The organism is Kocuria carniphila (assembly GCF_004136555.1).
GTDB lineage: Bacteria > Actinomycetota > Actinomycetes > Actinomycetales > Micrococcaceae > Kocuria > Kocuria carniphila.
On record NZ_NOIT01000023.1, the window covers coordinates 25,953 to 40,329 of the forward strand.

Genomic DNA, 14,377 nt, shown 5'->3' on the forward strand with positions numbered 1-14,377 from the left:
CCGCGGCGCTCACTTTCCCGTGCACGAACGGCGCGCACTCGCCGCTCCTGTTTCCGGGTCTTGTTCCCGTGCACGGACAGCACCCGGCTCGCCCCACGCGTTTCCCAGGCATGGTTCCTGCGGCTACTTCACTAGGGCAGCAGTCCCAGCTCGTCGTTGAGGTGCTGGACGTGGCGGTAGTAGTCCAGATTCTGCAGTCGGCTCGCGGCGGCAGCGTCCAGGATCACGGTGGCGTGGGGGTGCAGTTGCAGGACCGAGGCCGGACACGCGGACGAGACCGGCCCCTCCACGGCGGCCGCGACGGCGTCGGCCTTTGCCTCCCCCTGCGCCACGAGCACGGCGTGACGGCTGTCCAGAATGGTTCCGAGGCCCTGGGTGAGGCAGAGCTTGGGGACCGTCTCGTCCTCGCCGAAGAACCGGGCATTGTCCTCGCGGGTCTGCTGCGTCAACGCTTTGATGCGGGTGCGCGAGGCCAGCGACGAGGACGGCTCGTTGAAGCCGATGTGCCCGTTGGCACCGATCCCCAACAACTGAACGTCGATCCCACCGGCCAGGCGGATCGTTTCCTCGTAGGCGGCCGCGGCGTGGCGTAGCGCTCGGGGATCCGGGTCGGAGGCGTCGGGGGAGTGCAGGGAACGTGTGGGCAAATCCACGTGGTCGACGAACTCGTCACGAATGGTGGCCCTGTAGGACCGGGAGTCATACGGTTGTAGCCCCACGTACTCGTCGAGCGTGAACGCGGTGCACTGGGCGAAGGACAAACCGGACTCGCGATACCTGCGGATGAGGTACTGGTACACGGGCAGCGGGGAACTACCCGTCGCGAGCCCCAGTACACACGGCCCCTGCTCGATTCGGCTCGCAAAGATCTCGGCGGCAACCTGCCCGGTCTCCGCCACTGATTCGCACAGCACCAGTCGCACGGTTTCAGCCCTCCACGGCGTTGACGAACCACGAGGTGATCGTGGTCGGGTGAGTGATCGCGGTGCCTACCACCACGGCGTGAGCGCCGGCCGCGATGGCGGCGGATGCTTGGGGCGGCGTATGGATGCGTCCCTCCGCAATGATCGGCACGTCGATATCAGCCTGACTCATCGCCTCGAGAAGCTCAAGGTCCGGCCCATTCGTTTTGGGGCGTTCGCCCGTGTAGCCGGCGAGCGTGGTGCCCACCAGATCGGCACCAGCGGCGGAGGCCGCCAGCGCATCGTCCAAACTGCCGCAATCCGCCATGACCAGGGCATGGGTGTTGTGATGGAGCCGGTCAATCGTCTGCGCGAGCGTGAGCCCGTCGGGCCGAGGACGCCGCGTGCCGTCCAGGGCCACCACGTGAGCGCCCGCAAGCGCCACAGCGTAGGCGTGCTGATACGTGGGTGTGATGTACACACCGGTGTCTCCGTCCTTCCACAACCCGATGACGGGGACCTCCACGGCGGACCGCGCGGCGTGAATATCGGCGATGCCTTGGACGCGCACGGCCGCTGCACCGCCGCGCGCGGCGGATGCGGCCACCTGGGCCATGGTGCGAGGATCCCTCATGGGCTCACCGGGATAGGCCTGCACCGAGACGATCAGTCGCCCGGCCAGGGATTCGACAATCTGTTGTTGAGTAAACGCCATCACTTCTCCTCGACTTTGATGTCTGCTCCGTCCCACAGGCTTGCCGCCCCGATCAATGCGGCATCGGCACCCAGTTCAGCACGCTGCGGGGTCAGCCCACGCACGGCGGGGATCAGTTGGGCTGCAAAGGCTCGTTCCAGGTAGGGCCACCACAACTCGTCGGCGCTGACCAGGCCACCGCCCAGCACGACCACCTCCGGGGACAACACGTTGGCCATACCTCCCAGCGCGGACCCCAGTGCTCGGCCGGCTTTCGCGAAAGCTTCCCGGGCCGTGGTGTCCCCGGCGCGCGCCTCCTCCGCCAGCTCGGTAGTGGTCGACGACGCCGCTCGGCCACCCGCTCGTCGATACTCCTCCAACACAGCGGGGCCAGACGCAATGGCTTCGAGGTGGCCCATTCCGCCGCAGGGGCAGCGCAGGTCGGAGGCAAAACCGGACGGGATATGACCGAGGTGTCCTGCCGCCGAGTTCCGCCCGGTGACCAGATGACCATGGGAGATCAGACCCGCCCCGATCCCCGTTCCCGCAGCCACGAAGACCGAGTCGCTCGTGTCCGCGGAAGCACCCGACCGTGCCTCCCCGAGCGCGTGCGCATGCACGTCATTGACCGCGCGGACGGGCAGTCGAGTCCGATGCTGCAGCTCGGCGATGAGGTTGGTGCCGGTCCACCCCGGAAGGGCGTCGGTCGCGGAGACAACCACACCGTTTCGCGGATCGATCACGCCGGCCGATCCCACACCCACGGCCTGCGGAATCCGGCCATGTTCAGTTGCCGTGGCCATGGTCAGACCTACCAGTTCGGCCACTGCGTCGAGCACGGCGTGTGCCCCGAGTCGGGCCGGTGTGGGGGCCGAACGCACGTGGGTGACCTCGGCCCCTTCCACTACTCCGGAACGGATCTTGGTGCCCCCCAGATCCACGGCGATGACCGGTGTGGAACTCACAAGAGCTCTTCGGTCGTCACGATCTCACGAACCGCCTCGGTCTCGTCCTCGTCCAACTGGACCAGCGGCTCGGACATGCGGTTCGACTCGATGATTCCCATGAGCTGCAAGGCGGTCTTGAAACCACCCAGGCCGGCAGCACCCGCGGAAACGCGGCCGGGAGTGGCCGCAAGGACAATGCGGAACAGCCGAGCCAGCCGATCCTGCTCGGAAGCGACCGTGGCCCAATCACCGGCCTGAGCGGCGTCGAACATCCGGACATAACCGGCCGGGTCAACGTTTCCCAGGCCGGGAACGACGCCCGCGGCGCCACCCAGTAGCGCGCCGTCGGCGACCACCTCGTGACCCGTGAACGCCGCGAACTCCGGAAGGCCCTTGGTATCCAGGAGCAGCTGGCGAAACGAAATGTCGTCACCGGAGGAGTCCTTGACGCCGGCCAGAACGCCGTCGTGGGCGAGTCGGATGGCGACGTCCAACGGGAGCTTCTGGTGGGTGCGGACAGGGATGTCGTAGGCGAACACCGGCACGTCCACGTGCTCGGCGACCGCGCGGAAGTGGTGCTCGATCTCGGCGGAGCCGGACAACGCGTAGTAGGGCGTGGTGACCACGGCCGCGTCACCACCGATGGCCAGGACGCGGTCTGCTTCGTCTAGGACACGCGCGGTGGACTGTTCGTTGAGGCCCACCATCACGGGTACTCGACCGGCCGTCGCCTCAATGGTTGCGGCCAGGACCCGATCGCGCTCCGCGGAGGTCAGGTACGGGGTTTCGCCGGAAGAACCCAGGGCGAAAATCCCGTGCACGCCTCCGTCGATCAGGTGATTGACGAGTCGGTTGAGGCTGTCGAGGTCCAACTCGCCGCCTACGGTACGAGGGGTGAGGAGGGGCGGGACGATTCCACGAAATGCAGTCATGATGACTCCTTTACTTGACGGTGTCGTTGGACGACGTGGTGACCAGCGGGGTGCCTGCGGGTGCCACGGGTGATGAGGTGCGACGGACGTACTCCGAGTTCTTGCCGTAGATCGTCAGGGGCACCACGTCGTGGGGATTCTTGCCCAGCAGCGCGCCTGCAATCGCGGAGATGAGGTAGCCGAAGAGCACGGCACCCACGAAGGCCGCTGCGGACACTGCGAACGGCGTGAACGTGGTGTTCTGTTGAACCCAGAACGCCGTGGCCGCGCCCAGAATCAGGCCGCCGATCACGCCCACGGTGTTGGCCCGTTTGGTGAAGATCCCCAGAGCGAAGACGCCGGCCAGCGGCACACCGAACAGACCGGTGATGCTCAGGAACAAGTTCCAGGTCTCGGCCTGATCGGTGGCGGAGAGATACAGGGCAACTGCTACGGAGAAAGCGCCGGCGACGATGATGACCATGCGGGCGAAACCCACGCCCTTCCTGGCCTGGCCGTCCTTGCGGGGGAAGAACCGGTCCCGCAGATCCACGGTGACGCACGCGGAAATCGAGTTGAGGCTGGAGGAGATGGTCGACTGGGCCGCCGCGAAAATTGCGGCGATCAGCAGGCCGGCCACGCCCACGGGGAGCGCGGTCACCACGAAGTACGGGACCAGAGCTGAGGTGTTGAAGTCCTCGGGCAGATTGCCGGAGTGCTGGTAATAGCTGTAGAGCACCGTGCCAATGCCGTAGAACAGGGGAATCGTCAGGAGTGCCAGGAAACCGTTGACCAGCAAGGATCGGGCGGTCTGCTTGAGCGAGGTGGTGGTCTGATAGCGCTGCACCACGTCCTGGCTCGCCGTGTACTGATGCAGGTTGTTGAACACCGAACCCAGGAAGATGATCGGGATGGCGGCCGCAGCGCCACCGATCTGCCAATTCTTGGCGGTGATGAACTTGTCGTCATTGACGGCATCCGTGACCACGGTGCCCAGGCCACCGTTGATGGCGGCGATACCGAAAACCAGGATGAGCACCGCGCCCAGGAGCAGGATGATTCCCTGGACCACGTCCGACCAGATCACGCCCTCAATGCCGCCCAGGAACGTGTAGATGATCGACAGCACGCCAACCGCTGCTGCGACCACAGCGGGATTGATGTCCGTGACCGAGCTGATGGCCAGGGTGGGCAGATAGATCACGATCGCCACTCGACCCACGTGGAACAGCACGAACAGCACCGAGCCGATGACCCGGATGCTCGGCCCGAACCGTTCCTCCAGGTATTCGTACGCCGTGGTGACGTTGAGTTTGCGGAAGAACGGAATGTAGAACCAGATCAGCAACGGGATGATGGCGAAAATCGCCACGTTTCCTGCTGCATAGGACCAGTCCGTCAGGAAGGCCTGTTCCGGCGTGGACATGTAGGTGATGGCCGACAAGGTGGTCGCGTAAATGCTGAAGCCAGCCGCCCAGGCCGGAATTCGACCGTTGGCGGTGAAGAACGAGTCAGTGCCCGTACTCGCCTTGCGGGTGAACCACACACCGATGGCCAACGTGCCCAGCAGGTAGACGATGATGACGGCCCAGTTGAGTCCGCCGAGTCCAGGCGTTTCCATGAGAATCCTCCTCGTGAGGCGCGGGGATCAATCCCTTCACAACGCGGGTGATCCTCGATGATCCATTGGACGTAGGACGTCCTACGTCTAGAATGTACTTGTTTGTGGGGTAGCGCACAAGAGATCGCCGGGCTGGTTTTGGGAGAACGTTGTGACAAAGCAGGTCAGAGCCGGAAGCGTTACCTCACAAAAACTTGAGGCACCATACATTGAGACCCAACCCGGCCTGACGACCGAAGGAGAATGCACTCATGAGTGAACTCGCTGCCCCTGCGCGCGGTCGTCACACCATGGACCAATTGCAGCAGCGCATCACGGACTTGATCCTGGAGCGCGGTCTGAAGCTCGGGGATCCGGTGCCGCCGGAATCCGAGCTGCGCGAGATCTTCGGTGTTTCGCGAAATTCTCTGCGGGAGGCACTCAAGATGTTGCAGGCGGTCGGGATCGTGGAGATCCGACACGGTTACGGCACGTTCGTTGCGGGGCACCCTCTCGCGGCACTGGGGCGGACCCTCGAATTCCGGGCCCGCTTGTCCCTGCAGAGTTCGGGTGTGGCCGCGCAGGAATTGGTGGACGTGCGCGAAGCTCTCGAGTGCGGTCTGGTCGGGCGCGCCATCGAGGCCATGGATCCCGAACGCCTGGAACGGTTGGATGCCATCGTCTCCGCGATGGAAGCGCGGGCGGAACGCGGGGAGACGGTTCGGGTCGAGGACAAAGATTTTCACCGGGTCCTGTTCGAACCCATCGACAACGCGATCCTGGCCGAACTGCTCACCACGTTCTGGCAGGTCTACAGCGGCATCCACCAGAGCGTGGAGACGCCCACGGGGGAGACCACGGAACATGTCACGGACACGGCCGCCGCTCACCGAGCAATTCTTGACGCCGTGAGGACGGGCGATTCCGCAGCGGCCGCCCGATTGCTCAGCGGCCATTTCGTGGGCATCAGGCGATTGATCGAACGAGCAACCGAAGAATCGCGGCCGGGAACAGGCACGCTTGAAGTGGTCGAGTCATGACCCGCACCCTGCTCCACAACGCCCACCTGGTCACCGATCGCCGGATCATCCGGGACGGTTGGTTGTTGCTCAATGACGGCCTGATCGGGGACCAGGGCACTGGAGATTCCTGGCGCTCGCGATTGGCCAGTGATCAAGCAGGGCCGGGCCGATCAGACCTGGCTCAAACACGCGTCAATGAACAAACGCAAGTGGTTGATCTGAGGGGTGCGTGGCTGACCCCCGGGTTCGTGGACATCCACTGCCACGGGGCGGGCGGCTACGCGTTCGATGATGGTCCCGAGGCCGCGCTCCAGGCCTTGGAAGTTCATCGACACCACGGCACTACGTCCTCCCTGCTCTCCTTCGTCACGGATGCCGTCCCCGCCATGGCCGAGCGGCTGGCATGGGCCGCAGAGCTTACGCGTGAAAATCCTGCGGTGCTCGGTTCGCACGCGGAGGGCCCTTTCCTCGATCGGGGTCATCGGGGCGCGCACGCTGAAGAACTGCTGGTCACGCCCACTCCCGAAGCAGTCGGTCGGCTGATCGACGCCGCGGCTGGAACGCTCCGGCAGCTCACTCTGGCACCCGAGCTTCCCAGCGCCACCGAGGCCATCGCGCAATTGCGCGAAGCGGGCGCCACCATAGCGATCGGCCACACGGACGCCACGTACGACGACGCTCTACGGGCCTTCCGCGCCGGCGCCGGCATCCTGACCCACGCCTTCAATGCGATGAACCCGCTGCATCACCGCAGGCCCGGCCCCGTGGTTGCCGCACTCGAATGCCCGGACGTCGCCCTCGAGGTGATTTGCGACGGCGTCCACGTGCACCCCGGGGTCATCGCCATGCTGTTCGCCTCGGCGCCGGAACGCACAGCGCTCATTACGGATGCCATGTCCGCCGCGTGCATGCACGACGGTTCCTACACCCTCGGTGCACTACCCGTCACCGTGACCGACGGGGTGGCCCGGTTGACCGAGGGGAACACGATCGCCGGTTCCACCCTGACCATGGACCAAGCCGTCAAACGGGCGGTGGAAGATGTCGGACTATCTGTGGAGCAGGCCGTTTACGCGGCCACACAGGCACCGCTCCAGGCAATCGGTGCTGGAGATGACCGCGGTCGTCTGGCCCCCGGTCTCCGCGCGGACCTCGTGGTACTGGATTCGGAACTCACCGTTGCCGGCGTCTACGTGGCCGGCGAAACAATCCGCTGAAACTCCTCAGGATTGTCTTTCGCACGAGCTACCATCTCGGCAGGAGGCCCGATGAGTACCGCACCCGGGACGACCGGCGATGTCGTCACCAAATCAATCCGCCTGTTGGCCACGCAGGGTTACCACGCGACCACCGTGGATCAGTTAGCGCAGGCCACCGGTGTCAGCCGCGCCACGTTCTTCCGCAAGTACGGGTCCAAGGAGGACATCGTCTTCGCGGATCACGCTTCCAACCTCGAACGCCTTGAACAGCTGCTGAGCCGCCCCAACCTCACCCCGCAAGCGGGACTGGCCGAGGGTGTGCAGCTGGTGTTCCGACACAATCTGGATCATGCGGACCGAGCCATTGCTCGCCATCACCTATTGCAGCAAGTGGAAAGCCTTCGAGACAGGGAACTTGCTACATCGCATCGCTACGAGCGGCTCTTCCAGGAGTTCTTGCGCAGGGTGCTCCCTGAGAACGCGGATCAGCGGGTCACCGCGGTGTCCATGGCATCGGCCACCGTGGCTGTGCACAACGCCTATCTACGCACGTGGTTGAGGGACCCTCGTGCCAACAGCGGTGAGCAACTGGCGGCGGGTCTCAATCAGCGGATCGGTTGGCTGTGCACGGTCTTCGGTCTCTCAGCGGGCCCTGGGCGGATTGCGTCCGTGCCCCGCCAACCCGAGCAGGCGGCGTCGTCCTCGCCGGTCGTGGTGGTGCTCCAAGAAGGTGCCGATCCGCGGGCGGCAGCGGAGCAAGCGGCGCGGTCGGTCTACGACGCCCTGGTCGCAGCCCAGGGTCAGTCGAACTCGCGCTCCGAGACCAACACACCGTAGATCAGTTCGTCGCGCCATTCGCCCAGCTGGAAGTGGCTTTCGCGGAGAGTGGCCTCGTGCCGCATGCCGATGTGCTCGCACACCTTGGCGGACGCCACATTGAGGCTGTCCAGGCGGGCGAACACGCGGTGGGCACCCAGTTTTTGGAAGGCAGCGTCAACGGCGGCGTACGCGGCTTCTGCGGCGTAGCCCTTGCCCGTGTGATCCGGGTGCAGCGCCCAGCCGATCTCGACCTGGGAGGCCTCGGCGTCCGCGAGCGTCAGGACGATCTCGCCGGCCAGCTCATCCGAGTCGTGCGGGGACACGGCAAAGCGGAACTGATCCCCGTCCTCCGCCCAGCGGCGTTCTCCCATGTGGTCCTTGACCATGCCTATGACATCGTCCATGTCCCTCGGTCCACGCCACGCGTGCACGGCGTAATCCTCGCGGGACTGGTAGGAGTACATCGGCTCAATATCTGCCTCGGTGAGCCGGCGGAAAGTCAGGCGCTGTGAGCGCAAGGGCAGCACGTTTCTCATCCCGTTCAGCCTATCGACGCGATGCCCCGGATAGCCGCCCCGAATGACACGCAATATCTTGACGTGAGACGCAGTCTCAGGGCAATCTGGGGGATGATGATGTGGCACGGGCCACAACCCCCTCAGTACTCAGGAGTTCAGCGTGACCGAGTCCAAGTTCCCCTCCACCGTGACCATCACCGTGGATTATCCGGTCCTCCCCGGGCGCGAGCGCCCGATTGCCCTGGTCAGCCTGGATTCTACGGCGTCTAACGGGCTCATCATCTGGGGTTCTGAGGCGGTTCAGCAGTTGCGCCGCGACCTCACCGCGATCGACACCTCCGCGGTCGAGGCAGTGGTCGTCACGGGCAACACCAAGTCCTTCGGCGCGGGAGCCAATCTGAAGGAGATTCGTTACGCCCAGTTGCAGGATGCGTCGGAAGATTACGTGTGGGCCGGGCACGAGACCTTCGCCGTGCTCGCGGATATGCCGGTGCCCACCTTTTCGCTGGTCACGGGGATGGCCCTGGGCGGCGGCATGGAACTTGCGCTGCACTCGGATTACCGCCTGGTCACCTCGGGCAAGGCGCAGCTGGGCCTGCCCGAGTGCCACCTCGGTTTCTTCCCCGGTTGGGGCGGCGTCTACCTGCTGCCGCACCTGGTCGGCGCCAAGGCCGCGCTGGACGTGATCGTCACCGATTCCATGCGCGGTCGGAACCTCAAGCCCCAGCAGGCCCTCGAGATCGGCATGGTGGACGCCGTTCTGGACGCAGCTCCCGGTACGCCCGAGTGGGATCAGCAGTGGCAGCAGTGGGTTGTCGAGGCACTCGAGGGCCAGCACGAGCCGCGCAAGACCTCGGATGATCACGCCGCCTGGCAGGAGGCCGTCGACGCAGCCCGGGCGAAGGCCGAGCGCGCCTGGCACGGTGCCGCACCCGGGCCGGTGGCGGCCATTGATCTGGTCGGCCGCGCTCGCACGGATTCTCGGCACGCCAACGCGGCCGCTGCGGTCCAGTTGTTCTCCACCGTGGTCCAGAGTGACGCCGCCAAGGCGTCCCTCTACGCATTCGAACTGGTCACCGCCCGACGCCGCGAGGCCGCCAACGTGCCGGACGCCCCCGTGCGCCCCATTCGCAAGGCCGCGGTCATCGGAGCGGGACTGATGGCGGGTCAGCTCGCGAGCTTGATCGCTCAGGGCGCCCAGATCCCCGTGGTGATGACCGACCTGGACGACGAGCGCCTGGCCACCGGCGTGCAGCGCACCCGCGATCGCTTCACGGCCCAGGCCGAGAAGGGTCGCATGAGCCCGGAGCAGGCCGAGAAACTGGGTTCCCTGATTACCGGAGCCAAGTCCCCTGAGGATCTCGCGGACGCGGACTTCGTCATCGAGGCCGTCTTCGAGGAGCTCGAGGTCAAGAAGAAGGTCTTCGCCCAGTGGGAGCCGGTGCTGCGCGATGACGCGATCCTGGCCACCAACACCTCATCCCTGTCCGTCACCGCGATGGGTGAAGACCTGAAGCACCCCGAACGACTCGTGGGTTTCCACGTGTTCAACCCGGTGGAGGTCACCCCGCTGCTCGAGATCGTGGCCGCAGAGTCCACCGATGATTCCACCCTTGCCACCGCCTTCGACCTCGCCGCCAAATTGCGCCGGATCGCGGTGCTCGTCAAGGACGCCCCGAGCTTCGTGGTCAACCGCGTGCTGACCCGCATGTACGACGAGATCGGCCGCGCCATCGACGCCGGCGGTGACCCCAAGACCGTGGACCACGCACTGGCTCCCATGGGTCTCCCCATGACACCGCTCCAGCTGCTGGACTTCGTGGGCCCCGCGGTACTCGTGCACATCACCCACACGATGCACGATGCCTACCCCGACCGCTTCACCCTGTCCCCGTGGCTGGACGCCGTGGCCGAAGCGGGCCTCAGCAACGTGCTCCCCAAGCGCGGCGAAGAGTCCGACACCTACCTCACACCGCAGGCCGATCAGGCCAGGGAACGCACGCAAGGTGAGCGGGCGGCGTCGTCGACGGGGGACGACGGCGCCAACGGCCAGTTGCTCACGCGCGTCCAGGACGCGCTCGCGGACGAGATCGGGCACATGCTCGACGAGGGCGTGGTGGCCTCGGCGCGAGACGTGGACCTGTGCATGATCCTGGGTGCCAACTACCCGTTCCACCTGGGCGGCATCACCCCATACCTGGATCGTTGCGGCGCTTCCGAGCGCGTGCGCGGCCAGCGCTTCGACGCGGCCCAGAACTGACTCACCCCACCGAGAACCACTGAGAATTCACGAAAGAGATCACACCATGACGCAGCAGCCCGCCACCGATCAGGACCTGTTCCCGCAGGGCACGGTCGAGCCCGAATACTCACTCAATGACGTGCTCGATACCGATGCCGCGGGTGTCTACGCGGACGTCACCGACGAGGACCGCGCCCACTGGATGCGCGCCCGCGCGTTCGTGCAGGACGAGCTGCTGGGCGTCATTCACGAACACTGGGATCGCGGCGAGTACCCGCTGGACCTGGTGGCCCGCATGGGCGAGCTGGACCTGCTGCGCGACGGTGTGAGCGTGACCGGTTACGCGCCCATGTCCAAGATGGCGGCCGGTCTGGTGGCTATGGAACTCTCCCGCGGCGATGGCTCCATCTCCACCGTGAGTGGCGTGCAGGGCGGGTTGGCCATGCGCTCGATCGCCATGTGCGGCAACGATGAGCAGCGGGAGCGCTGGCTGCCCGACATGGCGTCCGGCAAGCTGCTGGGATCCTTCGCTCTGACCGAGCCCACCCACGGCTCCGACTCGATCGGCCTGGAAACCCGGGCCACACCCGTCGAGGGCGGTTTCATCCTCAACGGTGAGAAGAAGTGGATCGGCAACGGCTCGATGGGCGGCATCACCGTGGTGTGGGCCCGCAATGATGTCACCAACGCGGTGCAGGGTTTCGTGGTTCCACAGGAGTCCGAGGGTTACAGCGGCACAACCATTCGCGGCAAGCTGGCCCTGCGCGCCATCCACCAGGCTCATATCCGCATGGAGAACGTGTTCGTTCCCACCGAGAACGTGTTGCCGGGCGCCGGTTCCTTCCGCGATACCGCTTCCGTGCTGTTTGCGACGCGCATCGGGGTGGCCTGGGCCGCCGTCGGCCAGGCCGTGGCCTGCTACGAGACCGCAGTGCAGTACGCGGCGCAGCGTGAGCAGTTCGGCCGTCCGCTGGCGGCGTCGCAGATTGTGCAGGAACGCTTGGCGCGCATGCTCAGCGAGCTGACGTCCATGCAGACGCTCGTGATGGCCATGGCCCGCAAGGAAGAAGCCGGCACGCTGACCGGCCCCCAGGCCTCGCTGGCCAAGTACACCGCGACCCGAACCGCCCGCCGTGTTGCGGCCAATGCGCGAGACCTTTTGGGTGGCAACGGCATTCTGGTGGAAAATCGTGTTGCGCGTCACTTTGCAGACGTCGAGGCCCTGCACACCTATGAGGGCACCGAAACGGTCCAGGCGCTCATCATCGGCAAGTCCATCACCGGTTTCTCGGCCTACAACTGAGCCACCGATTACAGGAGCACCCATGTACGCGAACGCACAGCCCCTGTCCCCATTGCGATTCATCGAGCGCAGCGCGGAAGTCTTCCCCGAGCGAGAAGCCATCGTCTACGGCAGCCAGTCGTGGACGTACAAGGAGTTCGAGCGGGACGTCCGGCGGTTCGCCACGGCGCTCTTACCGCACCTTCCGTCGGCTTCCGCTTCCGGTGACGACGCCGCCGCGTCCGGTGACGTTGCCGGCACGGGTGGATCGGGCGGTGCGGCAGCTTCCCATGAAGACCCGGCACAAGGTGAGGCTGAGAGCGGGGAGTACCTGGGTGCGGAACAACTGACGCGGTCCCTGCCCACGGTGGCCGTGATCGCACCCAATCTGCCGGCGCTGCTACTGGCCCACTACGCGGTCCCCGCCGCGGGTGCTGTCCTGGTCCCGTTGAACCCGCGGCTGTCCACGCGCGAGTTGGATTACATCCTGGACCACAGTGAGGCCAGCGTGGTCATCGCGGACTCCTCAGTACTGGACACCGTGATCTCCGCTCTTGACGGCAAGGAAGGCATCACCCTGGTCCAGCTGCCCGATGAGCAGGCCGGTATCGAGCCAGTGCGGGACCACTCCTACGGCGAGATCCCTACGTTCGACGAGTTCATCGACGTAGAGCCCCTGGAAGTGGGCGAAGCGGCGTCGTCGAGCGAACGAGGCGTGAGCTACAAGGTGGCTGACGAGAATTCGCCCATCACCCTGAACTACACGTCCGGGACGACCGGGCGGCCCAAGGGTGTGCTGTACGGGCACCGCGGGGCGTACCTGAACAGCTTGGGCGAGGTGTTCCACAACGGGTTCGACGGTGCGACTCGCTACCTGTGGACGCTGCCGATGTTCCACTGCAACGGCTGGTGCACCACGTGGGCGGTGACTGCGGCCGGCGGTACTCACGTGTGTTTGCGTGCAGTGCGGCCGGATGCCATCTGGGACGCTTTCGACAACCAGGGCATCACTCACTTGTGCGGCGCACCTGCGGTGTGCTCGATCATCGTGGACGCGGATGAGGCACACGCATTGGACAAGCCCATCCGCATCACCACGGCGGGAGCTCCGCCGGCACCGAGCATCATCGAACGACTGGAGGACGCCGGATTCGGGATCGTGCACGTATACGGGCTCACTGAGGTGTTCGGTCCCATCACCATTTGCGAGCCGCAAGAGGAGTGGAAGGAACTCTCTCCGCGGGAGCGCGCTCAGCAAATGTCCCGCCAGGGAGTGGGCATGGTGCAGGCGGAATCCGCACGCATCGTGGATACCGAGATGAACGATGTCCCGGCTGACGGCGAGACCCTGGGTGAAGTGGTGCTGCGCGGTAACAACGTGATGATCGGGTACTACAAGGACACCGAGGCCACTGAGACAGCTTTCTTCGGCGGTTGGTTCCACACCGGTGACTTGGGAGTGATGCACCCCAACGGCTACATCCAGCTGCGCGACCGCGCCAAGGACATCATCATTTCCGGCGGTGAGAACATCTCCTCCATCGAGGTGGAGCAGGCCCTGTACTCACACCCGGAGGTCCTCGACGTGGCTGTGATCGGCGTTCCCCATGAGAAGTGGGGCGAACGGCCGGTGGCGCACGTGGTGCGTTCGGCGGGTTCATCGGTGACCGCAGAAGAGCTGCGCGAGCACGTCCGTGAACGGCTGAGTGGTTTCAAGGTGCCGGACACCGTGACCTTCAGTGATGAACTACCGCGCACGGCCACGGGCAAGGTGCGGAAGAACCTGTTGCGCGAGTAGTGCCGCCACTCTGGCTGAGCATTCTCAGTACTGGCTTCTCGGGGCCAGAGCGCTGCAATTAGGGCGGCCAGACCACGGACCTAGTGACCCACGCCACTTATAACACAGAGTGCGGCCACCGCTTTGCGCGGTGGCCGCACTCTGTGTAAAGTATTTCGAGTCGCCGCAAGGACGGACAAGCGAGAGATCGCCTTCCCGGTACCGCCGACAGCCCCATCCACCTCCTGAGCCTCGCTCAGTCGTGAACGAGAGTTTGCGAAAAGGTAAACAGATGGATAAGCTGAAGAGGTTGCCGCAAGGGAAAGCGATAGAGCTTCCGAAATCAGCGGCAAGACCAACCGACAAAAAGACCCTCGGGTTTCTTGTGTGGTTTGTTGTTTGTCAACTCAATAGTGTGCCTAGTTTGTTGATACCGAAAAGTATTTGTATTTTTTGGTTGATGG

Annotated in this window: 12 protein-coding genes; 6 read left to right on the forward strand and 6 right to left on the reverse strand. The window is 65.1% G+C overall.

Annotation, left to right across the window (positions count from 1 at the left end):
- Positions 1-131 precede the first annotated feature (131 nt).
- From nagB to EWV37_RS14445, 5 genes are read right to left on the reverse strand one after another with little or no spacing between them, the layout of a single operon-like run.
- Complete coding sequence (nagB, locus tag EWV37_RS14425; RefSeq protein WP_129702377.1) at positions 132-923, reverse strand: glucosamine-6-phosphate deaminase; 792 nt, start codon at positions 921-923, stop codon at positions 132-134.
- A gap of 4 nt (positions 924-927) precedes the next feature.
- Entirely contained in the window at positions 928-1,617 is a 690-nt protein-coding gene (locus EWV37_RS14430; protein WP_095798541.1) for an N-acetylmannosamine-6-phosphate 2-epimerase, read from the reverse strand.
- The gene (locus EWV37_RS14435) at positions 1,617-2,561 is read right to left on the reverse strand and encodes an ROK family protein (RefSeq protein WP_238663334.1); all 945 of its coding nucleotides are present in this window, start codon (positions 2,559-2,561) and stop codon (positions 1,617-1,619) included. The genes EWV37_RS14430 and EWV37_RS14435 overlap by 1 nt, the downstream gene beginning before the upstream one ends.
- Positions 2,558-3,478, reverse strand: coding sequence for a dihydrodipicolinate synthase family protein (locus EWV37_RS14440; protein ID WP_129702378.1), 921 nt, complete (start codon positions 3,476-3,478; stop codon positions 2,558-2,560). Before EWV37_RS14440 ends, EWV37_RS14435 begins: the two co-directional genes overlap by 4 nt.
- A gap of 7 nt (positions 3,479-3,485) precedes the next feature.
- Positions 3,486-5,075: a sodium:solute symporter family protein gene (locus tag EWV37_RS14445; protein ID WP_095798543.1), complete on the reverse strand. Its 1,590-nt coding sequence runs from the start codon at positions 5,073-5,075 to the stop codon at positions 3,486-3,488.
- Positions 5,076-5,326: 251 nt separating this feature from the next.
- Here EWV37_RS14445 and EWV37_RS14450 point away from each other — a divergent pair, with 251 nt between their 5' ends.
- Genes EWV37_RS14450 through EWV37_RS14460 form a run of 3 tightly spaced genes read left to right on the forward strand, consistent with a single transcriptional unit; the run spans position 5,327 to position 8,112 of the window.
- On the forward strand, positions 5,327-6,094 hold the full coding sequence (locus EWV37_RS14450; protein ID WP_129702379.1) for a FadR/GntR family transcriptional regulator: 768 nt from the start codon (positions 5,327-5,329) through the stop codon (positions 6,092-6,094).
- Positions 6,091-7,293 carry an N-acetylglucosamine-6-phosphate deacetylase gene (nagA, locus tag EWV37_RS14455; RefSeq protein WP_095798545.1) on the forward strand — a complete coding sequence of 401 codons (1,203 nt, stop codon included), beginning with the start codon at positions 6,091-6,093 and terminating at the stop codon, positions 7,291-7,293. The genes EWV37_RS14450 and nagA overlap by 4 nt, the downstream gene beginning before the upstream one ends.
- Positions 7,294-7,344: 51 nt before the next feature.
- Complete coding sequence (locus EWV37_RS14460) at positions 7,345-8,112, forward strand: TetR/AcrR family transcriptional regulator (protein ID WP_129702380.1); 768 nt, start codon at positions 7,345-7,347, stop codon at positions 8,110-8,112.
- Here the strand turns inward: EWV37_RS14460 and EWV37_RS14465 are convergent.
- Positions 8,076-8,630, reverse strand: a complete 555-nt coding sequence (locus EWV37_RS14465; protein WP_129702381.1) for a GNAT family N-acetyltransferase — start codon at positions 8,628-8,630, stop codon at positions 8,076-8,078. The genes EWV37_RS14460 and EWV37_RS14465 overlap by 37 nt on opposite strands.
- 142 nt (positions 8,631-8,772) lie before the next feature.
- Between EWV37_RS14465 and EWV37_RS14470 the strand changes: the two genes are divergently transcribed.
- From EWV37_RS14470 to EWV37_RS14480, 3 genes are read left to right on the forward strand one after another with little or no spacing between them, the layout of a single operon-like run.
- Positions 8,773-10,872: a 3-hydroxyacyl-CoA dehydrogenase NAD-binding domain-containing protein gene (locus EWV37_RS14470; RefSeq protein ID WP_129702382.1), complete on the forward strand. Its 2,100-nt coding sequence runs from the start codon at positions 8,773-8,775 to the stop codon at positions 10,870-10,872.
- A 46-nt stretch (positions 10,873-10,918) separates the two neighbouring features.
- On the forward strand, positions 10,919-12,157 hold the full coding sequence (locus EWV37_RS14475; protein ID WP_095798548.1) for an acyl-CoA dehydrogenase family protein: 1,239 nt from the start codon (positions 10,919-10,921) through the stop codon (positions 12,155-12,157).
- A 22-nt stretch (positions 12,158-12,179) separates the two neighbouring features.
- Positions 12,180-13,934, forward strand: a complete 1,755-nt coding sequence (locus EWV37_RS14480; RefSeq protein ID WP_129702383.1) for an AMP-binding protein — start codon at positions 12,180-12,182, stop codon at positions 13,932-13,934.
- Positions 13,935-14,377: the final 443 nt, after the last annotated feature.